The 26,332-nt window shown below is 65.6% G+C and carries 20 protein-coding genes; 14 read left to right on the top strand and 6 right to left on the bottom strand.

Features of this window, described 5'->3' with window-relative positions; all coding sequences use genetic code 11:
- Nucleotides 1–23: 23 nt before the first annotated feature.
- Both VRZ08_RS18375 and VRZ08_RS18380 read right to left on the bottom strand, forming a co-directional pair.
- The gene (locus tag VRZ08_RS18375; protein WP_264074013.1) at nt 24–3,161 is read right to left on the bottom strand and encodes a multidrug efflux RND transporter permease subunit; all 3,138 of its coding nucleotides are present in this window, start codon (nt 3,159–3,161) and stop codon (nt 24–26) included.
- Between the two features lie 2 nt (nt 3,162–3,163).
- Nucleotides 3,164–4,387: an efflux RND transporter periplasmic adaptor subunit gene (locus tag VRZ08_RS18380; protein ID WP_263989066.1), complete on the bottom strand. Its 1,224-nt coding sequence runs from the start codon at nt 4,385–4,387 to the stop codon at nt 3,164–3,166.
- Nucleotides 4,388–4,723: 336 nt separating this feature from the next.
- On the opposite strand from VRZ08_RS18380, the gene VRZ08_RS18385 reads away from it, so the two are divergent.
- The 6 genes from VRZ08_RS18385 to VRZ08_RS18410 all read left to right on the top strand — a co-directional run bounded on the left by VRZ08_RS18385 (nt 4,724) and on the right by VRZ08_RS18410 (nt 10,608).
- Nucleotides 4,724–4,966: a hypothetical protein gene (locus VRZ08_RS18385; protein ID WP_011159021.1), complete on the top strand. Its 243-nt coding sequence runs from the start codon at nt 4,724–4,726 to the stop codon at nt 4,964–4,966.
- 286 nt (nt 4,967–5,252) lie between these two features.
- Entirely contained in the window at nt 5,253–7,634 is a 2,382-nt protein-coding gene (locus VRZ08_RS18390) for a TonB-dependent receptor (RefSeq protein ID WP_107356301.1), read from the top strand.
- Nucleotides 7,635–7,658: 24 nt separating this feature from the next.
- Entirely contained in the window at nt 7,659–8,348 is a 690-nt protein-coding gene (locus VRZ08_RS18395) for a Fe2+-dependent dioxygenase (RefSeq protein WP_164573668.1), read from the top strand.
- On the top strand, nt 8,345–9,256 hold the full coding sequence (gene exbB / locus VRZ08_RS18400) for a tonB-system energizer ExbB (RefSeq protein WP_414533441.1): 912 nt from the start codon (nt 8,345–8,347) through the stop codon (nt 9,254–9,256). Before VRZ08_RS18395 ends, exbB begins: the two co-directional genes overlap by 4 nt.
- A 3-nt stretch (nt 9,257–9,259) precedes the next feature.
- Nucleotides 9,260–9,709 (top strand): TonB system transport protein ExbD, encoded by a 450-nt coding sequence (exbD, locus tag VRZ08_RS18405; RefSeq protein WP_107356298.1) that lies wholly within the window; start codon nt 9,260–9,262, stop codon nt 9,707–9,709.
- Nucleotides 9,710–9,813: 104 nt separating this feature from the next.
- Nucleotides 9,814–10,608 carry an energy transducer TonB gene (locus VRZ08_RS18410; RefSeq protein WP_107356297.1) on the top strand — a complete coding sequence of 265 codons (795 nt, stop codon included), beginning with the start codon at nt 9,814–9,816 and terminating at the stop codon, nt 10,606–10,608.
- A gap of 364 nt (nt 10,609–10,972) precedes the next feature.
- Here the strand turns inward: VRZ08_RS18410 and VRZ08_RS18415 are convergent, their stop codons facing one another.
- The 3 genes from VRZ08_RS18415 to VRZ08_RS18425 all read right to left on the bottom strand — a co-directional run bounded on the left by VRZ08_RS18415 (nt 10,973) and on the right by VRZ08_RS18425 (nt 14,533).
- Entirely contained in the window at nt 10,973–11,722 is a 750-nt protein-coding gene (locus VRZ08_RS18415; protein WP_414533442.1) for an SDR family NAD(P)-dependent oxidoreductase, read from the bottom strand.
- A gap of 134 nt (nt 11,723–11,856) precedes the next feature.
- The gene (locus tag VRZ08_RS18420; protein ID WP_414533443.1) at nt 11,857–12,591 is read right to left on the bottom strand and encodes an SDR family oxidoreductase; all 735 of its coding nucleotides are present in this window, start codon (nt 12,589–12,591) and stop codon (nt 11,857–11,859) included.
- A gap of 133 nt (nt 12,592–12,724) precedes the next feature.
- On the bottom strand, nt 12,725–14,533 hold the full coding sequence (locus VRZ08_RS18425; protein WP_414533444.1) for an IlvD/Edd family dehydratase: 1,809 nt from the start codon (nt 14,531–14,533) through the stop codon (nt 12,725–12,727).
- Between the two features lie 236 nt (nt 14,534–14,769).
- Between VRZ08_RS18425 and VRZ08_RS18430 the strand changes: the two genes are divergently transcribed.
- The 7 genes from VRZ08_RS18430 (at nt 14,770) to VRZ08_RS18460 (ending at nt 23,647) form a co-directional block, all read left to right on the top strand.
- A complete protein-coding gene (locus VRZ08_RS18430) occupies nt 14,770–15,834 on the top strand; it encodes an ABC transporter ATP-binding protein (protein WP_414533445.1) in 1,065 nt (354 codons plus the stop codon).
- A gap of 76 nt (nt 15,835–15,910) precedes the next feature.
- A complete protein-coding gene (locus tag VRZ08_RS18435; RefSeq protein WP_414533446.1) occupies nt 15,911–17,236 on the top strand; it encodes an ABC transporter substrate-binding protein in 1,326 nt (441 codons plus the stop codon).
- A 253-nt stretch (nt 17,237–17,489) separates the two neighbouring features.
- On the top strand, nt 17,490–18,443 hold the full coding sequence (locus tag VRZ08_RS18440; protein ID WP_414533447.1) for a carbohydrate ABC transporter permease: 954 nt from the start codon (nt 17,490–17,492) through the stop codon (nt 18,441–18,443).
- Nucleotides 18,436–19,362 (top strand): carbohydrate ABC transporter permease, encoded by a 927-nt coding sequence (locus VRZ08_RS18445; RefSeq protein ID WP_107345251.1) that lies wholly within the window; start codon nt 18,436–18,438, stop codon nt 19,360–19,362. The genes VRZ08_RS18440 and VRZ08_RS18445 overlap by 8 nt, the downstream gene beginning before the upstream one ends.
- Before the next feature lie 319 nt (nt 19,363–19,681).
- Nucleotides 19,682–20,668 (top strand): D-erythronate dehydrogenase, encoded by a 987-nt coding sequence (gene denD / locus VRZ08_RS18450; RefSeq protein WP_263989058.1) that lies wholly within the window; start codon nt 19,682–19,684, stop codon nt 20,666–20,668.
- A 261-nt stretch (nt 20,669–20,929) separates the two neighbouring features.
- Nucleotides 20,930–22,099, top strand: coding sequence for an acetyl-CoA acetyltransferase (locus VRZ08_RS18455; RefSeq protein ID WP_408016645.1), 1,170 nt, complete (start codon nt 20,930–20,932; stop codon nt 22,097–22,099).
- Between the two features lie 21 nt (nt 22,100–22,120).
- Nucleotides 22,121–23,647, top strand: a complete 1,527-nt coding sequence (locus VRZ08_RS18460; RefSeq protein ID WP_414533448.1) for an AMP-binding protein — start codon at nt 22,121–22,123, stop codon at nt 23,645–23,647.
- Between the two features lie 280 nt (nt 23,648–23,927).
- Here VRZ08_RS18460 and VRZ08_RS18465 read toward each other — a convergent pair whose 3' ends face one another.
- Entirely contained in the window at nt 23,928–24,812 is an 885-nt protein-coding gene (locus VRZ08_RS18465) for an acyl dehydratase (protein ID WP_414533449.1), read from the bottom strand.
- Nucleotides 24,813–25,018: 206 nt separating this feature from the next.
- On the opposite strand from VRZ08_RS18465, the gene VRZ08_RS18470 reads away from it, so the two are divergent.
- Nucleotides 25,019–26,221 carry a CaiB/BaiF CoA transferase family protein gene (locus tag VRZ08_RS18470; RefSeq protein ID WP_414533450.1) on the top strand — a complete coding sequence of 401 codons (1,203 nt, stop codon included), beginning with the start codon at nt 25,019–25,021 and terminating at the stop codon, nt 26,219–26,221.
- Nucleotides 26,222–26,332 lie beyond the last annotated feature (111 nt).

Here is a 26,332-nt window from a genome sequence, read left to right on the forward strand (position 1 = left end):
CGACTCGCTCACCGCGCTCCGCGTTACTCCGCCGCGCGTTGGACGCGGTCGTCTTCGTCCTCGTCGACCGGGATGTGGGTGCGGCCCCAGTTGGTGAGGGCGTTGGAGAGGCGGTCGAGATAGAGGTACACCACCGGGGTGGTGAACAGCGTCAGCGCCTGGCTGACCAGCAGGCCGCCGACCATCGCGTAGCCGAGCGGCTGGCGGATTTCCGAGCCGGTACCGGTGCCGAGCATCAGCGGCACGCCGCCGAGCATCGCCGCCATCGTGGTCATCATGATCGGGCGGAAGCGCAGCAGCGCGGCCTTGCGGATCGCCTGCTCGGGATCGAGATGCTCGTCGCGCTCGGCGGTGATGGCGAAGTCGACCATCATGATGCCGTTCTTCTTCACAATGCCGATCAGCAGGATGATGCCGATCAGCGCGATCAGGCTGAAGTCGAAGCCGAACAGCATCAGCATCGCCAGCGCGCCGACGCCGGCCGACGGCAGGGTTGACAGAATCGTCAGCGGGTGGATGTAGCTCTCGTACAGGATGCCGAGGATCAGATAGACCACCACCAGCGCCGCGACGATCAACAGCGGCACGGTCGATAGCGACTGCTGGAACGCCTGCGCGGTGCCCTGGAAGCTGCCGCTCAGCGTCGGCGGCGTGCCCATCTCGGCCATTGCGGCCTGCACCGCTTCTGTCGCCTGGCCGAGCGCGACGCCCTGCGCCAGATTGAAGCTGATCGTGGTGGCGGGGAATTGGCCCTGGTGACTGATCGACAGCGGCCGCACCGGCACGGTGGTCCACTTCGCGAACGCCGACAGCGGCACCTGATCGCCGGTGGTCGGCGACTTGACGTAGATCTGGTTCAGCGTGTCGAGCCGGCCCTGCAGCTCCGGCAGCACCTCCAGGATGATCCGGTAGGTGTTCACCTGGGTGAAGTACTGCGTCACCTGGCGCTGGCCGAACGCGTCGTACAGCGTGTCGTCGATCAGTTGCGGCTTGATGCCGAACCGCGAGGCGGTGTCGCGGTCGATCGTCAGCGTCAGCGTCGTGCCTTCGGTCTGCTGGTCGGTGGCGACGTCGCGCAGTTGCGGCAGCGACTGCATCTTCGCCAGCACCTTCGGCGCCCACTCGTTGAGCTCGGTGAGGTTGGCGTCCTGCAGGGTGTATTCGAACTGGGTACGGGTCGGCCGGCCGCCGAGCCGGACGTCCTGGGCCGCCTGCATGAACAGCCGCGCGCCTTCGACCTTCTCCAGCTTCGGCCGCAGCCGCGCGATGATCTCCTGGGCGCTGGCCGAGCGCTCGTCGCGCGGCTTCAGCGTGATGAACATCCGCCCGGTGTTGAGCGCGGTGCCGCTGCCGCCGATGAACATCGCGACGCTGTCGACGTCGGGATCGGCCATCACGATCTCGCCGAGCTGCTCCTGGCGCTGCTTCATCCCGGTGAACGAGATGTCCTGCGCGGCCTCGGACGCCGCGGTGATCATGCCGACGTCCTGTTGCGGGAAGAAGCCCTTCGGGATCGCAACGAACAGGTACACCGACAGTCCCACCGTCGCGAAAAACACCATCAGCGTGGTGAAGCGCCAGCGCAGCACCAGATCGAGGCCGCGCTCATAGGCGCGCAGCATCGCCTCGAACGCGCCTTCGATCCACTGATAGATCCGGCCGTGGCGGACTTCGGTGGCCGGCCGCATGAAGCGCGACGCCATCATCGGCGTCAGCGTCAGCGACACCAGCATCGACACGGCGATGGTCATCGCCAGCGTCACGGCGAATTCGCGGAACAGCCGGCCGATGATGCCACCCATGAACAGCAGCGGGATCAGCACCGCGACCAGCGAGATCGAGATCGACACGATGGTGAAGCCGATTTCGCGCGCGCCCTTCAGCGCCGCGGTGAACGGCTTCTCGCCTTCTTCGATATGGCGGGCGATGTTCTCCAGCATCACGATGGCGTCGTCGACCACGAAGCCGACCGAGATCGTCAGCGCCATCAGCGACAGGTTGTCCAGCGTGTAGCCGGCGGCCCACATCAGCGCGCAGGCGCCGAGCAGCGCCAGCGGCACCGTGACGCTGGGAATGATGGTGGCCCAGAAGCTGCGCAGGAACAGGAAGATCACCATCACCACTAGCGCGATGGTCAGCAGCAGGGTGAACTGCACGTCCTCGACGGCGGCGCGGATGGTGGTGGTGCGGTCGCTGATCACCTCGACCTTGATGGCGGGCGGAATGCCGGCGACCAACCGCGGCAGCTCCGCCTTGATGTGATCGACGGTGTCGATGACGTTGGCGCCGGGCTGCTTGAACACCACCAGGAACACGCCGCGCTTGCCGTTGGCCCACGCCGCGGTCTTGGCGTCCTCCGGCCCGGTCACCGCGTGGCCGACGTCGCGAATCCGCAGCGGGCCGCCGTTGCGATAGGCGAGGATGACGTCGTTCCAGTCCTTGGACTCGGTGAGCTGGTCGTTGGCGTAGATGGTGTAGCTGCGGTTCGGCGCGTCGAGCGTGCCCTTCGGACTGTCGACGGTGGTGATCGCGATCTGGGCGCGGACGTCCTCGAGCGACAGGCCCTTGGTCATCAGCTTGGCCGGATCGACTTGGATCCGGATCGCCGGCTTCTGCTGGCCGCCGATGAACACCTGGGCGACGCCGGTGATCTGGCTGATCTGCTGGGCGATCTTGGCGTCGGCGTTGTCGCTGACCGTGGTGAGCGGCAGGGTGTCGGAGGTTGCCGACAGGATCAGGATCGGCGCATCGGCCGGGTTGACCTTGCGATAGGTCGGCGGGTTGGGCAGGTTCTTCGGCAGCTGGCCGCCGGCGGCGTTGATCGCCGCCTGGACGTCGTTGGCGGCGGCGTCGATGTTGCGGTTGAGGTCGAACTGGATGGTGACCGCGGTCGAGCCCAGCGAGCTCGTCGAGGTCATCTGCGACACGCCGGGGATCTGCGCGAGCTGGCGCTCGAGCGGCGTCGCCACCGACGAGGCCATGGTTTCCGGGCTGGCGCCGGGCAGGCTGGCGGAAATCTGGATAGTGGGGAAGTCGACCTGCGGCAGCGGCGCCACCGGCAGCGCTGGGTAGGCGATCAGGCCGAGGAACAGGATCCCCGCCATCAATAGCGAGGTCGCGATCGGGTAGCGGATGAACGGCGCCGAGATGCTCCGGTCCATGGCTATTTCCCGGCCGGCTTGGGCTGCGCCGGCGCCGCCGGTTCGTTGTCGGCGACCTTGAACGCCAGCGGCGTGCCCGGCTTGACCTTGTACTGGCCGCCGACCACGACCCGATCGCCGGGCTCGAGACCGCGCTCGATCACGGTGTTCTGGTCGTTGGCGGGGCCGACCACCAGCTTGCGTAGCTCGGCCTTGTTGTCGGCGTCGACCGCGTAGGCATACAGCCCGTCGGTGCCGTGCTGGACCGCATCGTTCGGAACCACCACGACGTCCTTCAAGGTCTTCACCAGCAGCCGGGTCTGCACCGACAGGCCGGGCCACAGCGCGTGGTTCTTGTTGGCGAACACCGCCTTGAGCCGCACCGTGCCGCTGTTGCTGTCGACCTGGTTGTTGACCACCGCCAGCGTGCCGTCCTCGGCGAAGGTGGTTTTGGCGTCGGTGGAGAGCGCGATCACCTGGAGCGGGCGTGCGGCGAGGGCGCGGTTGATGTCGAACACGCGCTCTTCCGGCGCGGTGAAGATCACCGCGATCGGCTCGATCTGCGCGATGGTGACGATGCCGGTCTGGCTCGAGGCGTTGACGATGTTACCCTTGTCGACCTGGCGCAGCCCGGTGACGCCGGAGATCGGCGCCTTGATCGTCGCGTAATCGAGCTGGGTCTGGGCGTTGGCGATCGCGGCCTCGTCGGCCTCGATCTGCGCGGTGAGCTGCTGGACGTTGGAGCGCTGGGTATCGGTCTGCTGCTTGGTGGCGAACTCGCCGAGCCGCACCGAGCGGCTGAGGTCGAGCTTGGCGTTGGCGAGATTGGCCTCGTCCTGCGCCTTCTTGGCCTTGGCCTGGTCCAGCGTCGCCTGGAACGGCCGCGGGTCGATCTGCGCCAGCAGGTCGCCGGCCTGGACGATCTGGCCCTCGGTGAAGGCGATGTTGTCGAGTTGCCCGTCGACCCGGCTGCGGACCAGGACGGTATTGAAGCCCTGCACGGTTCCGAGCCCGCTCAGATACACCGGGAAGTCGGCCTTCTGCGCGGTCGCCACCGTCACGGGAACCGCTGCGGTGCGGCCGGCGCCGGCCTTCGGCGCGGAGGTGCCAGATTGCGCCTGCGGGATGCCGCCCGGCGCCGCGGAGCGGCCGCTCTGGACGCGTTGCCAGCCCCAATAAGAACCGCCCGCTGCAAGCAGCAGGCACACGACAACGAAGGCCCTGCGATAGGCGCCGGGTTTGTTCATGCCCGATCCGATGTTCGGCCGGCGGTGACGGCTTCTGGCGACCGGTTCAGCCCGCGCGGCGGTGATTGCCTGGATTGAGGGGTAACTATAGCGGCAATTGCCGCCAGCACATCACAAACCGCATGACATTGCTAAACTTTCATGGAGCGGCAGGGTTCATCGAGCGGGCACGGAAGTGGGTTGCGGCAGCGCCGTCGATCGCTCGCCGGTCGTAGGCACGGGCAGGGTATGAGCTCCAGTTAAGAACTCTTCCAATTGTCAGTTGCGCGCAGCTCGGCCATACCACGGCGCTCGATGCGGCAGGGGGAATGTGCTGCCGCGCGACCGGAGTACAGAATGGAAGAGCTCAACGGCCGGATGATCGCCTGCCAGATCCTGATCACCGGGCTGATTGCGCGCGTCGCCAATGAGCAGCGCGACCCGCTGCAATTCCTCAGCGAGTTTCGCGACGAGATCCGCGCGGTGGTCCGCGGTATCCGCATCGATGGGATGGTGGATACCGAGCGGGTGCGGCTCACGGCGCAGCAGACCGTCGACGAGATGTTCTCGTTGATGAAGCCGCCGAGCCCCGCGGAGTAAGTCAGCCCTCAGGGTCTCTGCGCGCCCGCACGCGCAGCGTGATGTCCACAGCGCTGTTCCCTTGCATCAGGGTCTGCTCATGAAGTGAGCAACAATCGATCACTTCGAGGTGCTGAAGTACCGAGATTTGTCGCGCTTCCGGATGTTTACGGAGGCGGTTTCTTAGAATGATTTTGATCTTGAACTATTCCATCTTGTCGATCGTGACGCTTCGTTGACCCTCGATACCCCGCTCGATACCACCTTTGTTGCACTTGATTAGCGGCAGCACATCTGGGGGCGTGGGATGAACGGGGCAAAGGCACCGAGGTCGTTGCGAGCGGAAGCAACGCTTCGGACGTTCGGCGAATTCGACGGCCATCATGGCCGCAAGGTGTCGGCGGTAGCCGGCATGATCGCGGTGGCGTCGATCGGCGGCGCCGAAGCGCAGCAGTCGAGTCTTCCGGCCGTGACCGTCGATGCCCCGGTGGCTCGGCCGAAGCCGGCTGCGGCGCGCGCAACGCCTGATCAGGTGCGGGCCCGCACCGCGCTGCGCCGGGCGGCCCGCCGCACGCAGCCGACCCAGGTGCAGCCGGTGCCGTTTCCCAATGCCGGCACGCTGTCGGCGGATCGCAACCCCTATGCGGATGCGGCCGCGCCCTACAAGGTCGACCGGCTGTCGGGCACCAAGTTCACCGAGCCGGTGCTCAACACCCCCCGCACCGTAACGGTGCTGACCAAGGAGCTGCTCGAGGACAAGAACGCGACCTCGCTGCGCGAAGTGGCGCGTTCCACCGCCGGCGTCACGCTCGGTACCGGGGAGGGCGGCAACGCGTTCGGCGACCGCTTCTTCATCCGTGGCTTCGATGCCCGCAACGACGTGTTCATCGACGGCATTCGCGATCCGGCGATCTCGATCCGCGAGAACTTCTTCACCGAGCAGGTCGAGATCCTGCGCGGTCCGGCCTCGACCATGGCGGGCCGCGGCACCGCCGGTGGTGCCATCAACATCGTCACCAAGCAGGCGACTACCGAAGGCAACTTCACCAAGGCCGAAACCACGTTCGGCTCCGACGCCACCAAGCGCGTCACGGTGGACGTCAACCAGGTGCTGAGCCCGACATTGGCGGTGCGTGTCGACGGCCTGTACCAGGACGCCAAGGTCGCCGGTCGCAACTACGTCACCGACGACCGCTGGGGCACGCTCGCCGCGGTGAAGTGGACGCCGACTGACGCCATCAAGGTCACCGCCAACTACGTCCACACCGATCTCGACGGCCTCCCGGATTTCGGCGTGCCGTACAACACCGCGCTGCGCCGGCCGTCGACCGACGTCAACGTGCCGCGCGAAACCTATTACGGCTTCGTCAATCGCGACTTCCAGAAGGCCAAGCAGGATTTCGGCACAGTCACCGGCGAGTTCGCGATCACGCCGGATCTGACCCTGACCAACCGTTCGCGCGCCGCGCATTCGGTGCTCGACTATATCGGCACGCTGCCGAGCAATCCGACCGCCACCACGGTCTCGCTGGCGTCGCAGAGCCGCTATCAGACCACCGACGTGCTCGCCAACCAGACCGACCTGACCTACAAGTTCGACGTCGGCGGGGTGAAGCACACCATGGTCGGCGGTGCCGAAATCTCGCGCGAAAGCGTGATGCGCGACACCTATGCGGGTCTCACCTCGGAGCTCGCCGGCTTCCAGAGCGGCGGCCGCATCACCGTGCCGCTGCTGGCGCCGCCGAACCTGTTCGAGTTCGCCACCCAGCCGCAGCGCGCCTACAACCCGACCTTCATCAACGTCGACACCAAGTCGGCCTATGTGATCGAGACCGCCAACTGGAACGACGTCGTCATCCTCAACGGCGGCCTGCGCTACGACGATTACAACATCACCGGACACACCGCGGCGACCTCCACCGCGGTGCAGTCGGGTATGTGGAACTACAATCTCGGCGCGGTGGTGAAGCCGCTGCCTTACGCCAGCCTGTACGCCGCCTACGCGACCTCGACCAACCCGGTCGGCGCCGAACTCGACGCGTCGGGCACCGCTTACGGTGGCCTGGTGGTCAACAACGCCACCTTCCAGGCGCTGCCGCCAGAAATGAACAAGGCGGCGGAAGTCGGCACCAAATGGGAGCTGTTCGATCGCCGACTGCTGCTGACCGCATCGCTGTTCGAAACCCAGAAGTCGAACGCCCGCGAAACCGTCGGCAACAACATTCTGTCGACCGGCGTCTATCGGGTCCGCGGTATCGACCTCGAAGCCTCCGGCAAGATTACCGACCGCTGGAGCGTGTTCGGCGGCCTGGTGCTGATGGAAACCAAGGTGCTGCAGTCGATCGATCCGAATTCGGTCGGCGCGCAGCTCGCCAACATCGCACACCAGTCGTTCAACCTGCTCACCAAGTACAAGTTCGACGACCATTGGGAAGTCGGCGGGCAGGCGGTGTACGCCTCCAAGATCTACGGCGGCACCTTTGCGGCGATCAACGGCAACGTGCTGCCCGAGCACTGGCGGTTCGACAGTTTTGTCGAATTCAAAGTCGACAAACACATGACCGCCAAGTTGTCGGTCAACAACATCTTCAACACCACCTACTACGACGCGTTCTATCGTTCGAACTCGCCGTTCGTGTTCATCGCGCCGGGTCGTTCGGTCTGGTTGACGCTGCGCGGCGCGCTGTAAGCGCGTCGCGAGACTGGAGCAGCCATGCTGGTCTGTATTCCCGAGGTTCTGCCGAAGTCCGAGGTTGCGGAATTCCGCCGCCTGATGGACGCCGCCGATTGGGAGGATGGCCGCTCCACCGCCGGCGCGCAGTCGGCGATGGTCAAGCGCAACGAGCAATTGCCGCCGGACAGCGATCTGGCGCGTGCGCTCGGGCGGCGGATCGTGTCGGCGCTCACCAGCAATCCGAAGTTCGTCTCTGCCGCGGTGCCGCTGCAGATCTTCCCGCCGCTGTTCAATCGCTACGCGGCGTCGGGCGGCCACCATTTCGGCATCCATGTCGACAATGCGGTGCGCGGTGATCATCTCACCGGTCTGCGTATTCGCACCGATCTGTCGGTCACGTTGTTCTTGGCCGAGCCGGACGAGTACGACGGCGGCGAACTCGTGATCGAAGACACTTACGGCTCGCACGAGGTCAAATTGGCCGCGGGCGATGCCGTGCTGTATCCGTCCACCAGCCTGCACATGGTGACTCCCGTCACGCGCGGCGCACGGGTGGCGTCTTTTTTCTGGCTGCAGAGCATGATACGTGATGCGCAGGCGCGCAGCATGATCTACGATCTCGACAACGCCATTCAGGCCCTTGTCGAGCGGCTGGGACGCGATGACCCTGAAACGGTCAAATTGACCGGTATTTATCACAACCTCATCCGCTACTGGGCCGAAGTATGAACAAGTTGAGCTTCCGATCGATCGGCGTTGCCCTGATCGCACTGTCGCTGTCCGCGCCGCTCGCGCCGTCCGTCGCACAACAGCCGGCGTCGCCTCCCGCCGCCACCGCACCGTCGCAACCCGCGGCTCCCGCGCCGGCCGCCACGGCTCCTGCGCCGGCTGCATCGCAGGAGTTGCCGGAGGCTGGGCATCAGCCGGGTAGCGTCACGCCCGGCCTGTCCGAGCTGTCGCCGTGGACGATGTTCCTCAACGCCGACATCATCGTCAAAATCGTCATGATCGGTCTGGCGATCTCCTCGGTGATCACCTGGACGATCTTCATCGCCAAGAAGGTCGAGCTCGGCCGCGCCCGTTTCCGGCTGCGCCGCTCGCTGAAGCAGATCGGTGAATCACGCTCGCTGGCCGAGGCGCAAATGGCGCTCGGCGACAAGCACAGCGTGCTGTCGATGCTGCTCGCCGCGGCGCTGCGCGAGGCGAAGCTGTCGGCCGGTCTGTCGAGCGATGAAGGCATCAAGGAGCGCGCGGCGTCGTCGTTCAGCGAGTATGTGCGTGCCGAAGGCCGTCACATGCGTCGCGGCATGGGCTTCCTGGCCACCATCGGCGCCACCGCACCGTTCATCGGCCTGTTCGGCACGGTGTGGGGCATCATGAACAGCTTCATCGGCATTTCGAAGTCGCAGACCACCAACCTTGCGGTGGTCGCGCCCGGCATCGCCGAAGCGCTGCTCGCCACCGCGATCGGCCTCGTCGCCGCGATCCCGGCGGTGATCATCTACAATCACTTCTCGCGCGAGATCAAAGTCTACCTCGAACTGGTCGCCCGCGCGTCCGGCGCCGCCGGCCGTCTGCTGTCGCGCGATCTCGATCGCAGCCACGGCGGCGCGCATCGCGCCCGCGCGGCGGAGTGAGCGATGGCTGTCTCGCTCGGCAATTCCGACGATCTCGACGACGATTTCGACGAGACCCACGAGATCAACGTCACGCCGTTCATCGACGTGATGCTGGTGCTGCTGATCATCTTCATGGTGGCGGCGCCGCTGTCGACGGTCGACCTTCCGGTCAGCCTGCCGACCTCGAGCGCCACGCCGCAGAAGCGGCCGGACAAGCCGACCTATGTCAGCATCAAGTCCGACCTCGCGGTGGCGATCGGCGAGAACCAGGTCAAGCGTGTCGACCTGGTGAAGACGCTCGACACCATGCCGGACATGACCAAGGAGCGCTTCATCTTCCTGCGCGCTGACCGCGCGGTGCCGTATGGCGAGCTGATGGACGTGCTGGAGATGCTGCGGGCCGGCGGCTACGCCAAGATCAAGCTGGTGGCGCTGGAAGCGGTGCCCGGCGCCAAGCCGGACGGCAATTAGCCGTCTCGCGGGAGGGGGCGAGGCAAAGCCTTCGAAGGCTTTGCCGGCCGGATGGCTCCGGTCCGCTCGCAAACACAGTTGCACTTTGTTAGAAACGCAATCGCATGACCGACCCTGACCTCAACCGCAATGGCACCTACCGGCTCTGGCTGATGGCCGCCGTCGGCGCCGTGGCGTTGCACGTCGGCGGTGCCGCGCTGGCACTGGTCAGCATGCCGGAAGATGCCGACGACGACGCGCTCGGCGCGCCGGCGATCGAGGTCGGCGTCGAGATGATGTCGCCGAAGATCGAGGCCTCCGATCTGCCGCCGGGCCCGGACACCGAGGCCTCGATGGCGTCGCCGGCGCTTAACGAGCAGAAGGCCGAGGTCAAGGACTCCGACCTGCCGAAGGACACCCCGCAGGAGACCGAGGAGCCGGACCGCGTCGTTACCACCGAGACGCCTAAGAAGGTCGACGAGGAGCAGAAGGAAAAGGCGCAGCAACAGCAGCAGGCCTCGACCGAGTCGGTCGCCGCTGAAGCGACCGCGATGCCGAGCAACGAGTCCGCCAAGGAAGGTCCGCGCTCGGTCGCGCCCGCGCAGGGCGTCGGCAAGGCCGCCGCCCGTATCCGCGCCACCTGGCAGAAGGAGCTGGTGGCGTATCTCGACAAGCACAAGCGCTACCCGAAGGAGGCCGCGCAGAAGAACGTGCGGATCGTCGTCGGCTTCGAACTCGACCGCGTCGGTCATGTGCTGTCGATGCGGATCGTCGAAGGCTCCGGCGACGCCGCGTTCGATCAGGCCGCGCTCGACATGATCAAGCGCTCCGACCCCGTCCCGGCGCCCCCGCCGCTGGTCGCCGACGAAGGCCTGACCTTCAGCCTGCCGGTGATCTTCCGGACCAAGGGGAAGGGGTAGGGGAGGCTCTGACTGGCTGAGCCTGTCGGCCTCCGCGGCAGCCTGTCAGCGTGATGCTTCCAGCCTGTTGTCTCTTCCACAACGTCCCTGCGCCGTCATTCCGGGGCGCGAGCGAAAGCTCGCGAACCCGGAATCTGCTGTAGGCAATGACGGTCATCGCCCGCGCAGGCGGGCGAAGCCGTATTGCAGAGCCTTCGTGGTGATCATCGATGCCCTGGGATACTGGATCCCCGCCTGCGCGGGGATGACACGGGGAGACGCCCGCACGCACAAAGCAAGGCCCCTCGCGGCACGCAGACCATCTCGGGATTCCGGGTTCGCGCTGCGCGCGCCCCGGAATGACGTTGTGGGGTAAGTGCGCCGCTTAATACGTCGCGCGTCCGCCGGAGATGTCGAACACTGCGCCGGTCGAAAACGCGCAGTCTTCCGACGCCAGCCACGCTACCAGGGCGGCGACTTCTTCGACCAGCACGAAGCGGCCCTTCGGGATCTTCGACAGCATGAAGTCGATATGCTGCTGGGTCATCTGGTCGAAGATCGCGGTGCGCGCCGCGGCCGGCGTCACCGCGTTGACGGCGATGTCGTAGGACGCCAGCTCTTTGCCGAGCGATTTGGTCAGCGCGATCACGCCGGCCTTCGAGGCCGAGTAGTGCGCGGCGTTCGGGTTGCCTTCCTTGCCGGCGATCGAGGCGATGTTGACGATGCGGCCGTATTTATGCGCGATCATCGACGGCACCACCGACTTGCAGCACAGAAACGGGCCGTCGAGGTTCAGCTTCAACACCCGCTGCCACTCGGCGTAGTCGGTCTCCCACACCGTCTTGTTGACGCCGGCGATCCCTGCATTGTTGATCAGGATGTCGATCTTGCCGAACGCCTGCAGCGTTGCGTCACGGGCGCGATCGATCGCGGCGGGATCGGTGACGTCGACCGCAACGGCGATCGTCACGTCGTCGCCGATTTCCTTGGCGGTCCGCTCGGCTAGCGCGAGGTCGTGGTCCCACAGCGCCACCTTGGCCCCCGACGCAACGAACCGCTCCGCGATCGCCCGCCCAATCCCCTGCGCCCCGCCGGTGACTACCGCGCAGCGATGGTTGAGGTCGATGGTGTTCATGGCTGCTGTGTCCTCTGATCCTATTCGGCAACTCCGTCATTGCGAGCGAAGCAATCCAGGACTACGAGCACTGAACTGGATTGCTTCGTCGCTTCGCTCCTCGCAATGACGATCTTCGATCCCAGCGAAAGGACTCACAACGTCCAACCGCCGTCGATGATGTGCGCGACGCCGGTGGTGAAGGCGCTCTCGTCGCTGGCGAGGTAAACCGCGAGCGCGGCGATCTCTTCGGCGTTGCCGAGCCGACCCATCGGTTGGCGCGATACGAACATCTCGCGGCCCTGCGGCCCGAGCGCGGCGGCGCGGCCGAGCATTGAGGGGGTTTCGATCGTGCCCGGGCAGATCGCGTTGCAGCGGATACCACGGGTGATGAAATCGACCGCGACCGCGCGGGTCAGCGCCGCTACCGCGGCTTTCGTTGCGCCATAGACGTAGCGGTTCGGCGCCGCTTTGACGACGCCGGCGGCCGACGAGATGTTGACGATCGAGCCGCGGCCCGCTTCCAGCATCGCGGGCAGAAACGCGCGGATAGTGCGGTGCATTGACTTGACGTTGAGGTCGAACGAGAAGTCCCAATCTGCATCCGAACAGTCGAGCACCGTGCCGTGATGCACGAAGCCGGCGGCGTTGAGCAGGATATCGACGGTGCCGGCTTCGCGGGCGATCGCTTCGACCGCCGCGGTGTCGCGGACATCGAGCTTCGCGGTCCGCGCAATGCCGTGCTCGGCGAGTGAGGCAAGCCCGGCGTCATCGATATCGGTCGCGAACACCTCGGCGCCCTCGCGCGCAAACGCAATCGCCGATGCCCGCCCAATCCCCGCCGCCGCCGCGGTGACGAACGCGCGTTTGCCTTTCAGGCGGTCGGTCATGCTGTTTCCTCCCGACGACGTCATGGCCGGGCTTGACCCGGCCATCCATCGTTCTTCGTGTGATGATGGATGCGCGGGTCAAGCCCGCGCATGACGATCGTAATGGGGCACGTGCCGTGCCCAAGCCGCCCCATCAATGATTATGCCGCGCCACGCCGACGGCGCCGGCGATGTTCTGGTAGCGGGTGGCGAACTCCATGCAGGCGCCGGTGGCGTGCTGGCCGACGGTCGAGCGATACAGCTCCTGCCATGGCGTCTGGTGCTTCGGATAGGCGAAGCCGCCATGGGCGGCGAGATCGGCGCGACGCTGCTTCAGCTCCTCGTCCGGGATCAGGATGTCGGCGCTGCCTCTGTTGAGGTCGATGCGGACGCGGTCTCCGGTCTTCAGCAGCGCCAGCCCGCCATTGGCGGCGGCTTCCGGCGTGGCGTTGAGGATCGACGGTGAGCCCGAGGTGCCGGACTGACGGCCGTCGCCGATGCACGGCAGCGAATGGATGCCGCGTTTGATCAGCGCAGCCGGCGGTTGCATGTTGACCACCTCGGCGCCGCCCGGATAGCCGATCGGCCCGGTGCCGCGCACGAACAGGATGCAGTGCTCGTCGATATCGAGCGCCGGATCGTCGATGCGGTGGTGATAATCCTCCGGCCCTTCGAACACGATGGCGCGGCCCTCGAACGCGTTCGGGTCCTTCGGGTTGGACAGATAGCGTTCGCGGAATTCGAGGCTGATCACGCTGGTCTTCATGATCGCGGAATCGAACAGATTGCCGCGCAGCACCAGGAAGCCGGCGTCATGCACCAGCGGCGTGTCGTAGCGATGGATCACGTCGCCATCGGGGGCGGGCGCGCCGGCGCAGTTCTCGCCCATGGTCTTGCCGTTCACCGTCAGCGCGTCCTGGTGGATCTTGCCGTGGCGCATCAATTCGCCGACCACCGTCGGCACGCCGCCGGCGCGGTGATACTCCTCGCCGAGATAGAGACCGGCGGGCTGCAGATTGACCAGCAGCGGAATCGCATGACCGACGCTCTGCCAGTCGTCGATCGACAGCTCGACGCCGACATGGCGCGCCAGCGCATTGAGATGGATCGGCGCGTTGGTCGAGCCGCCGATCGCCGAATTGACCACGATGGCGTTCTCGAACGCCTTACGTGTCAGGATATCGGACGGCTTGAGATCCTCCCACACCATCTCGACCGCGCGCACGCCGGTCTCGTAGGCGATCTGGCCGCGCTCTCGATATGGCGCCGGGATCGCGGCGCAGCCGGGCAGCGACATGCCGAGCGCTTCGGCCAGCGAGTTCATCGTCGAGGCGGTGCCCATGGTGTTGCAGTGCCCAACCGACGGCGCCGACGAGGCCACGATCTCCATGAACTGTTCGTAGTCGATCTCGCCGGCGGCAAGCCGCTCGCGCGACTTCCACACCACCGTGCCGGAGCCGGTGCGCTCGCCATTGTGCCAGCCATTGAGCATCGGGCCGCCCGACAGCACGATCGCCGGGATGTTCACGGTCGCGGCCGCCATCAGGCAGGCCGGCGTAGTTTTGTCGCAGCCGGTGGTCAGCACCACGCCGTCGAGCGGGTAGCCGAACAGCACTTCGACCAGGCCGAGATACGCGAGATTGCGGTCGAGCGCCGCGGTCGGCCGTTTGCCGGTTTCCTGGATCGGATGCACCGGAAACTCCATCGCGATGCCGCCGGCCGCCCGGATGCCTTCGCGAACGCGCTGCGCCAGATCGAGGTGATGCCGGTTGCACGGCGACAGGTCGTTGCCGGTCTGGGCGATGCCGATGATCGGCTTGCCGGACTGCAGTTCCGCGCGGGTCAGTCCGTAGTTCAAATAGCGCTCGAGATAGAGCGCGGTCATTCCCGGATTATGCGGATCGTTGAACCATTCGCTGGACCGGAGTTTGCGCCGGGGGCTGCCGGCATCGTTCTTCGTCATCGTGTCTCCCGCACCGCACACATCCTTGAAGCGGATGTTTTGAGCGCCTTTGCTGAGCATGGAACGGCGCGCATGCTGGCATGTCGCACCGCGCTACGCAATCGGCGTAGTGTGATCACGCCCGACTAATTTGCGAGCGCGACAGCGGCGAAATATTCTGCTAAGAGTTGCGTCAACATAAGTCTCACGCCGGCGGCAACGACCGCAACAAATGGCGGGACATCGGGAGGTGCTGGATGGCGTCGGTGCAGATTCACGACGTGCGTAAGTCTTTCGGCGGCTTCGAAGTATTGCACGGCGTGACTGTTCCCATCGAAGATGGTGAGTTCGTCGTTCTGGTCGGCCCGTCCGGCTGCGGCAAATCCACTTTGCTGCGGATGCTCGCAGGGCTGGAAAAAATCACCGCAGGAACGATCTCGATCGGCGAGCGCATCGTCAACGACGTGCAGCCGAAGGAGCGGGACATCGCCATGGTGTTCCAGAACTACGCGCTGTACCCGCACATGACGGTGGCCCAGAACATGGGCTTCTCCCTGAAGCTGCGCGGCGCCGATCAGAAGACCATCGACAGTAAAGTGCGGCGCGCCGCCGACATCCTCGATCTCGGCAAATTGCTCGACCGCTATCCGCGCCAGCTCTCCGGCGGCCAGCGCCAGCGCGTCGCGATGGGCCGTGCGATCGTGCGCGATCCGCAGGTGTTCCTGTTCGACGAGCCGCTGTCGAACCTCGACGCCAAGCTGCGGGTGGCGATGCGCACCGAGATCAAGGAACTGCATCAGCGGCTGAAGACCACCACGGTCTACGTCACCCACGACCAGATCGAGGCGATGACGATGGCCGACAAGATCGTGGTGATGCAGGACGGCGTGGTCGAGCAGATCGGCGCGCCGCTGGATCTGTACGACCGGCCTGACAACAAATTCGTCGCCGGCTTCATCGGCTCGCCGGCGATGAACTTCCTCGACGGCACGTTGAAGGTGAACGGCGGCCAGCCTTATGTCGAGACCGCCAGCGGCGCCAAGCTGCCGGTGATGGCGGCGCCGGCGAACGGCAACGGCCGCACCGTCTCCTATGGCATTCGTCCCGAGCATCTCGACTTCGCCGACAGCGGCATTGCGGCCGAGGTCGCGGTGGTCGAGCCGACCGGCTCCGAAACCCAGATCGTGGCGCGGGTCGGCGATCAGGAAGTGATCGCGGTGTTTCGCGAACGGCATCCGGTCGCGCCCGGCGATCTGATCCATCTGCAGCCGCGCGCCGACGTCGCGCATCTGTTCGACAAGGAGAGCGGCCGGCGGATCTAGAGCGGCGCAGACAAATACAAGAATTGGTCGATCAACGAACCAATGCACAACGCGGAACATAGGGAGTGAACGACAGATGACGGACTTTACCCTCGATCGCCGCACGTTGTTGAAGGGTGGCGCGATCACGTTGGCCACGGCAGCGACGATGTCCGCCGACCAGTTGCTCGGCTACGCCAAGGCCTGGGCGCAGGCCTCGCCGTGGAAGCCGGAGCCCGGTGCCAAGATCAATCTACTGCGCTGGAAGCGGTTCGTCGAAGCCGAAGACGTCGCCTTCATGAAGATCGTCGACGCGTTCCAGAAGGCCAACAACGTCACCATCAACGTCTCCAACGAGTCCTACGACGACATCCAGCCCAAGGCGTCGGTCGCCGCCAACACCGGGCAGGGGCTCGACATGGTGTGGGGCCTGTACTCGCTGCCGTTCCTGTTCCCGAACAAATGCACCGACGTGTCGGACGTCGCCGATTATCTCGCCAAGAAGTGCGGCGGCTGGAGTGACTCCGGCAAGGCCTACGGCATGTACAACGGCAAGTGGATCGGCATCCCGGTGGCGGCGACCGGCGGCCTCGTCAACTACCGGATCAGCGCGGCCGAGAAGGCCGGCCACAAGGAGTTTCCGAAGGATCTCGCCGGCTTCTCCGATCTTGTGAAGGGCATGAACAAGAACGGCACGCCGGCCGGCATGGCGCTCGGCCACGCGTCGGGCGATGCCAATGGCTGGCTGCACTGGGCGCTGTGGGCGCACGGCGGCGCGCTGATCGACAAGGACAGCAAGGTCGTCGTCAATTCGCCAGAGACCGCCAAGGCGCTCGAATACGTCAAGGGGTTGTACGACAACTTCATTCCCGGCACCGCGTCGTGGAACGATGCCTCGAACAACAAGGCGTTCCTGGCCGGGCAGCTTTATCTCACCACCAACGGCATCTCGATCTACGTCACGGCGAAGAAAGACAACAAGGAGATGGCGGAGGACATCAACCACGCGCATCTGCCCGCCGGCCTCAACGGCAAGACCCGCGAGCTGCATCTCGGCTTTCCGATCCTGATCTACAACTTCACCAAGTTTCCGCAGACCTGCAAGGCGTTCACCGCCTTCATGATGGAGCCGGAGCAGTTCAACCCGTGGGTCGAGGCGGCGCAGGGCTATCTGTCGCCGTTCCTGCTCGACTACGAGAAGAACCCGATGTGGACCGCGGACCCGAAGAACACGCCGTATCGCGACGTCGCCCGCACCGCCTCGACGCCGGCCGGCGACGCCCAAATGGGCGAGAACGCCGCGGCGGCGATCGCCGACTTCGTCGTCGTCGATATGTTCGCTAACTACTGCACCGGCCGCGAAGACGTGAAGACCGCCATGAGCAGCGCCGAACGCGCCGCAAAGCGGATCTTCAGGGCGTGAGGTGTTGAGACCGGGAGGCCGGTGTGCGCATCGGCCTCCCGTTTAGACCGGATTGACCACCTCTCTTTTGTCATTCCGGGGCGCGCCAACGGGTCCGACCTTCGGTCGGCCCGATGACAGGCTCCGCGCGAGCCCGGAATCCATAACCACAGCCGGGAGTATGGATTCCGGGCCCGCGCCAACAGGCGCGTCCCGGAATGACGAACGAGGAGGCCAGCATAAGTTGCGGCTACGATCGGCGGATGGAGTTGGAATGAGCACACTCGACACATCGGCTTCCTTACGAGCGAGCTCCGGCCCCACTGCCTGGCAACGCCTGCGCACCAGCCGCAATTTCATCGCGCTGTGGTTCATGCTGCCGGCGGCGGCGTTCCTGATCCTGTTCCTGGCGTATCCACTGTTTCTCGGCGTGTGGATGAGCTTCACCGACGCGCGGATCGGGCGCGGCGGGGTGTTCATCGGGATCGAGAATTACGAATGGCTGTGGGACGACAGCATCTTCTGGCTGTCGGTGTTCAACACCATTCTCTACACGGTGGTCGCCAGCGCGATCAAATTCGCGGTCGGCCTGTATCTGGCGCTGCTGCTCAATCGCCACATGCCGTTCAAGGCGATCATTCGCGCCGCAGTGCTGGTGCCGTTCATCGTGCCGACGGTGCTGTCGGCGATCGCGTTTTGGTGGATCTACGACTCGCAGTTCTCGATCATCTCCTGGTCGCTGATCAAGCTCGGGGTGATCGATCAGAACATCAACTTCCTCGGCGATTCTAATTGGGCGCGCGCGTCGGTGATCTTCGCCAATATCTGGCGCGGCGTGCCGTTCGTGGCGATCACGCTGCTGGCCGGGCTGCAGACGGTGTCGCCGTCGCTGTATGAAGCGGCGACGCTGGACGGCGCCACCGCGTGGCAGCGCTTCCGCTACATCACCTATCCGCTGCTGACGCCGATCATCGCGGTGGTGATGACGTTCTCGGTGCTGTTCACCTTCACCGATTTCCAATTGATCTGGGCGCTGACCCGCGGCGGGCCGGTCAATGCCACGCATCTGATGGCGACGCTGAGCTATCAACGCGGCATTCTGTCGGGCCGGCTCGGGGAGGGCGCGGCGATCGCCACCGCGATGATCCCGTTCCTGCTCGCGGCGATCGCGATCTCGTGGTTCGGCATGCAGCGGCGCAAATGGCAGCAGGGGACCGACAATGACTGAGACCACCGCCTCCGATCCGCGGCTCGCCGTCAAAGCCGCCGCCACCGTCGCGCAGAGCGACGACAGCGAGGGCATGAGCTATCTGGAGTCGCTGCCGCGCAGGCTGGTGACGCTGTATCTGCCGCTGTTCGTCATCCTCGTCGTGCTGCTGTTCCCGTTCTACTGGATGGGGCTGACGGCGATCAAACCGGACGAGCAGCTGATCGACATGGAGACCTACAACCCGTTCTGGGTGGTGCATCCGACGCTGAAGCACATCCAGAAGCTGCTGTTCGAAACCCAATATCCGCGCTGGCTGTGGAACACGATGTACGTCGCGGCCGCCTCGACGGTGCTGTCGATCGCCGCCAGCGTGCTCGCCGCCTATGCGATCGTGCGGCTGCGCTTCCGCGGCGCCGACACCGTCGGCGGCGCGATCTTCCTGGCGTATCTGGTGCCGCCGTCGATCCTGTTCATTCCGCTCGCCTCGGTGATCCAGGCTTACGGCCTGTTCGACTCGCCGCTGTCGCTGATCCTGGTGTATCCGACGCTGCTGATCCCGTTCTCGACCTGGCTGCTGATGGGCTACTTCAAGACCATCCCGTTCGAGCTCGAGGAATGCGCGCTGATCGACGGCGCTTCGCGCTGGCAGATCCTGATCAAGATCATCATTCCGCTGGCGGTGCCGGGGTTGATCTCGGCCTTCATCTTCTGCTTCACGCTATGCTGGAACGAATTCATTTACGCGCTGACCTTCCTGCAGTCGACGCCGAACAAGACCGTGCCCGTGGCGATCGTCAACGAATTCGTCGACGGCGACATCTACAAATGGGGCTCGCTGATGGCCGGCGCGCTGGTCGGCTCGCTACCGCTCGTCATCCTGTACGCGTTCTTCGTCGAGCATTACGTGTCGGCGATGACCGGGGCGGTCAAGGAATAGCAATGCTTCGTCATTGCGAGGAGCGAAGCGACGAAGCAATCCAGCGCCGTGCACTGAACTGGATTGCTTCGCTTCGCTCGCAATGACGATGCGGTCGGACAAGTCAGGCCATTCCCAGGCACATTGTTGTCCTGAGCGCGCTCTTGCGCGCGTCTCGAAGGATGGGCCACACTCGCCTCATGGACTTTAAGATTCATCGTAAGGGCCGTCATTCCGGGGCGCGAGCGGAGCTCGCGAACCCGGAATCTGCAGCGGGTACCGAGATTCCGGGTCCGCGCCTGCGGCGCGTCCCGGAATGACAATTGAGAGGGGACGTTCGTTGCACATTTTGATACTCGGCGCTGCCGGCATGGTCGGGCGCAAGCTCACCGACCGGCTGCTGGCGGACGGGCGGCTCGGCAGCCGCGAGATCACCCGGATGACGCTGCAGGACGTGGTGGCGCCGGTGCGGCCGCCGCATGCCTCGATCGCGATCCAGGTGGTGACCAGCGATCTCGCCGAACCGGGTCAGGCGGCGGCGCTGGTGGCGCATCGGCCGGAGGTGATCTTCCATCTGGCGGCCATCGTCTCGGGCGAAGCCGAGGCGGATTTCGACAAGGGCTACCGGATCAATCTCGACGGCACCAAGCATCTGATCGATGCGATCCGCGCCGAGGGCGACGACTATCATCCGCGGCTGGTGTTCACCTCGTCGATCGCGGTGTTCGGCGCGCCGTTCCCGGATAAGATCGGCGACGAATTCCTGTCGGCGCCGCTGACCAGCTACGGCACCCAGAAGGCGATCTGTGAACTTCTGATCGCCGACTACACCCGCAAGGGCTTCTTCGACGGCGTCGGCATTCGCCTGCCGACGATCTGCGTCCGACCCGGCAAGCCGAACAAGGCGGCGTCCGGCTTCTTCTCGAACATCATCCGCGAGCCGCTGAGCGGCGAGGAGGCGGTGCTGCCGGTGTCGGACGAGGTGATGCACTGGCACGCTTCGCCGCGCTCGGCGGTCGGCTTCTTGATCCACGCCGCCACTATGGACACCGCCGCGATGGGGCCGCGCCGCAGCCTGTCGATGCCCGGGCTGCCTGCCACGGTCGGCGAGCAGATTGCCGCATTGGAGCGGGTTGCCGGCAAGGCCGTGGTTGAAAGGATCAAGCGCGAGCCGGATCCGACCATCATCGGCATCGTCGCCGGCTGGCCGCGCAACTTCTCGACCGACCGCGCGCTGAAGCTCGGCTTCACCACGGCCGAAAAGACCTTCGACGACATCATCCGGATCCACATCGAGGACGAACTGGGCGGCAAGTTCGTGAAGTAACCGCCTTGCCCCGCACCGTCATTGCGAGGAGCAGCCGGATCGGGGCTTCGCTCCGTCCGGGCACAGGCTCCGCGAGAAGCGATCCAACTCCGTGCACGGTCTCTAGATTGCTTCGCTGCGCTCGCAATGACGCGGATGGGCCGGCGTCCGCCCTTCGTGCCACGCCCGGCCACCATTCCGTGAGCGGGGATGTCTTTATCTGATGGTCATCCTATAATAAATCCAGGTTCGAGTTTCATCGACCTTCGAGGAGAAAACGCCATGACTGCCAGCATCGTTGGATGGGCCCATATGCCGTTCGGCAAGTTCGACGCCGAAACCGTGGAAAGCATGATCGTCCGCGTCGCCACTGAGGCGATCGCAGACGCCGGGATTGCGCCGGGCGACGTCGACGAGATCGTGCTCGGACATTTCAATGCCGGCTTCTCGCCGCAGGACTTCACCGCCTCGCTGGTGCTGCAGGCCGATCCGGCGCTGCGGTTCAAGCCGGCGACCCGGGTGGAGAACGCCTGCGCGACCGGTTCGGCCGCGGTGCATCAGGGCATCCGCGCGATCGAATCCGGCGCCGCCAAGGTCGTGCTGGTGGTCGGCGTCGAGCAGATGACCCGCACCCCGGGGCCTGAGATCGGCAAGAATCTGCTGCGCGCGTCGTACTTGCCGGAAGACGGCGACACCCCGGCCGGGTTTGCCGGTGTGTTCGGGATCATCGCCCAGAAGTACTTCCAGAAATACGGCGACCAGTCCGACGCGCTGGCGATGATCGCCGCCAAGAACCATCACAACGGCGTCGCTAATCCCTATGCGCAGATGCGCAAGGATTTCGGCTTCGAGTTCTGCCGCGCCGAAGGCGAGAAGAATCCGTTCGTCGCCGGTCCTTTGAAGCGCACCGACTGCTCGCTGGTGTCCGACGGTGCCGCGGCGCTGGTGCTGACGTCTGCCGAGAACGCCAAGGCGATGGGCAAGGCGGTCAACATCCGCGCCCGCGCCCATGCGCAGGACTTTCTGCCGATGTCCAAGCGCGACATCCTGCAGTTCGAAGGCTGCACCGTGGCCTGGCAGCGCGCGCTGGAGCAGGCCGGCGTCACGCTGAACGATCTGTCGTTCGTCGAGACCCACGACTGCTTCACCATCGCCGAGCTGATCGAATACGAAGCGATGGGCCTGACGCCGAAGGGGCAGGGAGCCCGCGCGATCAAGGAAGGCTGGACACAGAAGGACGGCAAGCTGCCGATCAATCCGTCCGGCGGTCTCAAGGCCAAGGGGCATCCGATCGGCGCGACCGGCGTGTCGATGCACGTGCTGAGCGCGATGCAGCTGCTCGGCCAGGCGCCGGAAGGCATGCAGATCAAGGACGCCAAGCTCGCGGGCATCTTCAATATGGGCGGCGCGGCGGTCGCCAATTACGTGTCGGTGCTCGAACCGGCCAAGTAACCAATAGCCGGGGGGCGGGGGATGAATCTGGCGGAATGGCTTGCTGCGAGCGCCCGGCTACGGCCGGGCGCTCCGGCGCTGCTGACGGGCACCACGGTCGATGCCGACTACGCGACGTTCGCGTCGCGTGCGGCATCGTTCGGCGCGGCGCTGGCGCGCGATTACGGCATCGCGCCCGGCGATCGTGTCGCGTTGTTCGCGCATAATTGCACGCGCTATCTCGAAGCGCTGTATGGCATCTGGTGGGCGGGCGCGGTGGCGATCCCGATCAACGCCAAGCTGCACGGCAAGGAGGTCGCCTGGATCTGCAGCAACGCGGAAGCGAGGCTGGCGCTGATCTGCGACGACACCGCCGACACCTTCAACGAAGCCTCCTGCGATCTGCCGCACGGCATGGCGGCGCTGGCGATCGACAGCGACGGTTACGACCGTGCCCGCAGCGGCGAAGGAGCCAAGGCGCCGGTCGCGCGCGACGATCACGATCTCGCCTGGCTGTTTTACACGTCCGGCACCACCGGCCGGCCCAAGGGCGTGATGCTCAGCCACGGCAATCTCGTGGCGATGTCGCTGAGCTATCTGGCCGACGTCGACGCGGTGACGCCCGAGGATGCGGCGCTGTATGCCGCACCGATCTCGCACGGCGCCGGGCTCTACAACATGATCCACGTCCGGTTCGGCGCGCGGCACGTCGTGCCGGAGTCCGGCGGGTTTGATCCGGACGAGGTGCTGAGCCTCGGCAAGCAGCTCGGCAACGTCGCGATGTTCGCCGCGCCGACCATGATCAAGCGCATGGTCGAGGCCGCCAAGCGCAGCGGCGAGACCGGCGAGGGGCTGCGCACCATCGTCTATGGCGGCGGCCCGATGTATCTCGCCGACATCCGCGAGGCGCTCAGCGTGATGGGCCAGCGCTTCGTGCAGATCTACGGCCAGGGTGAATCGCCGATGACGATCACCTCGCTGAAGCGCGCGCTGCACGCCGACGTCGATCATCCGCGCTATCTGCAGCGGCTCGCTTCGGTCGGCACCGCGCAGAGCGTGGTGTCGGTGCGGATCACCGGTGCGAACGGCGAAGTGCTGCCGCCGGGCGAGACCGGCGAGATCGAGGTCAAGGGCTCAACCGTGATGCTCGGCTATTGGAATAATCCGCAGGCTGATGCCGAGACGCTGAAGGACGGCTGGCTGCGCACCGGCGATGTCGGGCGCTTGGATGACGAAGGCTTCCTGACGCTGTCCGACCGCTCCAAGGACGTCATCATTTCCGGCGGCACCAATATCTATCCGCGCGAAGTCGAGGAGGCGCTGCTGACGCATCCGGCTGTGCGCGAGGTCTCGGCGATCGGGGTGGCCGATCCGGAATGGGGTGAGAACGTCGTCGCCTGCGTCGTGCTCGCTGACGGCGCCGCGGCCGACGACGCCACGCTCGACGCCCACTGTCTCGCCACCATCGCCCGCTTCAAGCGCCCCAAGCGCTACGTCTATCTCGACGCGCTGCCGAAGAACAATTACGGCAAAGTGCTGAAGACGGAGTTGCGGAAGATCGTGAAGTAATTCGGCAACAACTTCCGATTCTCCTCGTCATGGCCGGGCTCGTCCCGGCCATCCACGCCTTCGGGCCATCGCGAATTCAAAGGCGTGGATGCCCGGCACAAGGCCGGGCATGACGAACTGATAGGTCCGAGAATGCCAAGGTCGCGAGATGCTGGAGGTCCCCCTCCGTTATCGCGAGCCCCCGGGTTGAAGCGCCGCCCGATGACAGGCTCCGCGAAGCAATCCGGCTCTCTGCACGGAGCTGGATTGCTTCGTCGCTGCGCTCCTCGCAATGACGGAGTTATCGCATCACCCCCACCATCGCCGGACGATCGTCGCCGTCGATCCAGAGACCGAAGGTGGTGCCGCCGTCGCTCGCGGCCTCGCGCAGCGATGCAATGCGGCCGAAATACACCGGGCCTTTCAGCCAGAGATCGAGCTGCGTCGGCGACTCTGGTGTCGGGGCGAGGTGGCCGAGGCATTGCGCCGCGATGCGCTGCGGGTGGGCCGAGGCGGCAGCGAAGCCGGTGGCACGGGCGTAGATATCGACGAGGTGCAGCGGATTGTAGTCGCCGGTGAGCGCCGCCCAGCGCAGCCGCTCGTCGCCAGCGACAGTCCATTGCGTCAGCGGCGGCAGCGATGGCTCGATCGGGGGCGAGGCCATCGCCGCACCGTCGTCGGCGCCGTGGCTCGCCGGTCCGTCGAAGCGGCCGCGGTAATAGAACGTGGTAATGCTTTGCCACGGCCAATCCTCGCCCTGCATCAGTTGCGCCAGGACGTCGAGCTCAATGCCTTTGTCATGCACCCGCCAGCCGGTCGCCCGCACGATCAGGTCGGACGGCGTGTCGAGTTTGATCGCGCCGCTGCGGATCACCCGGTTGCGGAGCTGCAGCGCCCGCCAGATCGGCAGCGGCCAGTCCCGGCACATCAGCAGCGCCATCGTCAGCCGGAAGCCGGTGACATGCGGCGCCAGCAGCATCAGGCGGTCGGCCGTCGCCGCATCGTCGCGGCCCGCAGCGCGTTGCAAGGTCGCCAGCGCAGCGGGACTGATCTGATAGCCGCGCCAGATGAAGCTGAAATCCGGGAAGCCGTCTTTCGGATTCCAGCCGCGCGAGGGCGCGAAGGCGTTCAGCATCAGCGCCGGGCCGAATGGCGGCGCGGTGTAGGTTGTATGATGGGTGGTCATCGCCGCTCGTCTCCGCCCCAAACTGCGCGAAGTCAACGGTTCGCCGGCTGTTCGGTCAATGAGGGCGGTCAAAACCTTCCGCGCCGTGGAGTATGTCCCGCATGGCGCCATGCCGGGCGCCGGCTTGATCTCGGTGAGCCGGTCCCGTTACATCGCCATGACGACGCCGATCAGAGCGCCGCGAACCAGGGATGCGAAGCGCCGCGATGGGGCCACTGGCGGGCACGATAATCGTCGACATGACGTCGGTGCTGATGGGGCCTTATGCCACCCAGATGCTCGGCGATTACGGCGCCGACGTCATCAAGATCGAATCTCCAGACGGCGACGTCACCCGGCAGATCGGTCCGGCACGGCATCCCGGCATGGGGCCGGTGTTTCTCAACGCCAACCGCAACAAGCGCAGCATCTGCCTCGACCTCAAGCACGACGCCGGCCGCGCCGCGGTGCTGCGGCTGATCGCGCGCGCCGACGTGCTGGTTTATAACGTTCGCCCGCAGGCGATGGCGCGGCTGCGGCTCGGCTATGACGACGTCGCGCCGCTTAATCCGCGGCTGATCTATGCCGGCGTGTTCGGCTTCGGCCAGGATGGGCCGTATGCGGCCAAGCCGGCCTATGACGATCTGATCCAGGGCGCCACTGCGCTGCCGGCGCTGAATGCGCGGGTCGGTGACGGCACGCCGCGCTACGTGCCGAATGCGCTGGTCGACCGCATCGTCGGGCTCACCGCGGTCGGCGCGATCTGCGCCTCGCTGGTGCATAGGGATCGCACCGGCCAAGGCCAGCGGCTCGACATCCCGATGTTCGAGACGATGGCGAGCTTCGTGATGGGCGATCACATGGGCGGCCTCACCTATGAGCCGCCGCTCGATCGCGGCGGCTACGCGCGGCATCTGTCGCCGGACCGCCGGCCATATCAGACTGCCGACGGCTACATCTGCGCCATGGTCTATAACGACAAGCAATGGATCAGCTTCCTCACCGCGGTCGGCCGCGACGATCTGCTCGCCGACGACCGCTACACCAGCTTCGCGCGGCGCGCGGTGAACATCGACGTGGTCTATGCCGAGCTGGCACGGATCTTCCTGACCAGGACCACGGAGGGGTGGGTGACGCTGCTCGACGAAGCCGATGTGCCGGCAATGCGGATGCACGATCTCGAGAGCATCCTGCACGACCCGCATCCGGTGGCGACCGATTTCTTCCCCGTCGTCGAGCATCCCAGCGAAGGCGCGATCCGCGACATGAAGGTTTCGGCGACGTGGTCGAATACCAAGGTCGAGCGCCAGCGCTTCGCGCCGCGGCTCGGCGAACACGGCGCCGAGGTGCTTCGCGAGGCGGGCTATGGCGCGGACGAGGTTGCGGAGCTGCAGCGCTGCGGCGCGCTGAAGCTTCCGCAGCGGAACTGAGAAGATGAAGCAAGCAGCGGCAGTGCTCAATCGCGTTGCTGGGTTGCCGGCACTGCGCCTCTTCTCCCTCTCCCGCTTGCGGGAGAGGGCTGGGGTGAGGGCTCTTGCCAC

This window comes from Rhodopseudomonas sp. G2_2311 (genome assembly GCF_047501505.1).
GTDB classification, from domain to species: domain Bacteria; phylum Pseudomonadota; class Alphaproteobacteria; order Rhizobiales; family Xanthobacteraceae; genus Rhodopseudomonas; species Rhodopseudomonas palustris_H.

Coding starts and splice junctions, on each gene's coding strand:
- VRZ08_RS18375 (WP_264074013.1), bottom strand. CDS start 3,161: ATGGACCGGAGCATCTCGGCGCCGTTCATCCGCTACCCGATCGCGACC.
- VRZ08_RS18380 (WP_263989066.1), bottom strand. CDS start 4,387: ATGAACAAACCCGGCGCCTATCGCAGGGCCTTCGTTGTCGTGTGCCTG.
- VRZ08_RS18385 (WP_011159021.1), top strand. CDS start 4,724: ATGGAAGAGCTCAACGGCCGGATGATCGCCTGCCAGATCCTGATCACC.
- VRZ08_RS18390 (WP_107356301.1), top strand. CDS start 5,253: ATGAACGGGGCAAAGGCACCGAGGTCGTTGCGAGCGGAAGCAACGCTT.
- VRZ08_RS18395 (WP_164573668.1), top strand. CDS start 7,659: ATGCTGGTCTGTATTCCCGAGGTTCTGCCGAAGTCCGAGGTTGCGGAA.
- exbB (WP_414533441.1), top strand. CDS start 8,345: ATGAACAAGTTGAGCTTCCGATCGATCGGCGTTGCCCTGATCGCACTG.
- exbD (WP_107356298.1), top strand. CDS start 9,260: ATGGCTGTCTCGCTCGGCAATTCCGACGATCTCGACGACGATTTCGAC.
- VRZ08_RS18410 (WP_107356297.1), top strand. CDS start 9,814: ATGACCGACCCTGACCTCAACCGCAATGGCACCTACCGGCTCTGGCTG.
- VRZ08_RS18415 (WP_414533442.1), bottom strand. CDS start 11,722: ATGAACACCATCGACCTCAACCATCGCTGCGCGGTAGTCACCGGCGGG.
- VRZ08_RS18420 (WP_414533443.1), bottom strand. CDS start 12,591: ATGACCGACCGCCTGAAAGGCAAACGCGCGTTCGTCACCGCGGCGGCG.
- VRZ08_RS18425 (WP_414533444.1), bottom strand. CDS start 14,533: ATGACGAAGAACGATGCCGGCAGCCCCCGGCGCAAACTCCGGTCCAGC.
- VRZ08_RS18430 (WP_414533445.1), top strand. CDS start 14,770: ATGGCGTCGGTGCAGATTCACGACGTGCGTAAGTCTTTCGGCGGCTTC.
- VRZ08_RS18435 (WP_414533446.1), top strand. CDS start 15,911: ATGACGGACTTTACCCTCGATCGCCGCACGTTGTTGAAGGGTGGCGCG.
- VRZ08_RS18440 (WP_414533447.1), top strand. CDS start 17,490: ATGAGCACACTCGACACATCGGCTTCCTTACGAGCGAGCTCCGGCCCC.
- VRZ08_RS18445 (WP_107345251.1), top strand. CDS start 18,436: ATGACTGAGACCACCGCCTCCGATCCGCGGCTCGCCGTCAAAGCCGCC.
- VRZ08_RS18455 (WP_408016645.1), top strand. CDS start 20,930: ATGACTGCCAGCATCGTTGGATGGGCCCATATGCCGTTCGGCAAGTTC.
- VRZ08_RS18460 (WP_414533448.1), top strand. CDS start 22,121: ATGAATCTGGCGGAATGGCTTGCTGCGAGCGCCCGGCTACGGCCGGGC.
- VRZ08_RS18465 (WP_414533449.1), bottom strand. CDS start 24,812: ATGACCACCCATCATACAACCTACACCGCGCCGCCATTCGGCCCGGCG.
- VRZ08_RS18470 (WP_414533450.1), top strand. CDS start 25,019: ATGGGGCCACTGGCGGGCACGATAATCGTCGACATGACGTCGGTGCTG.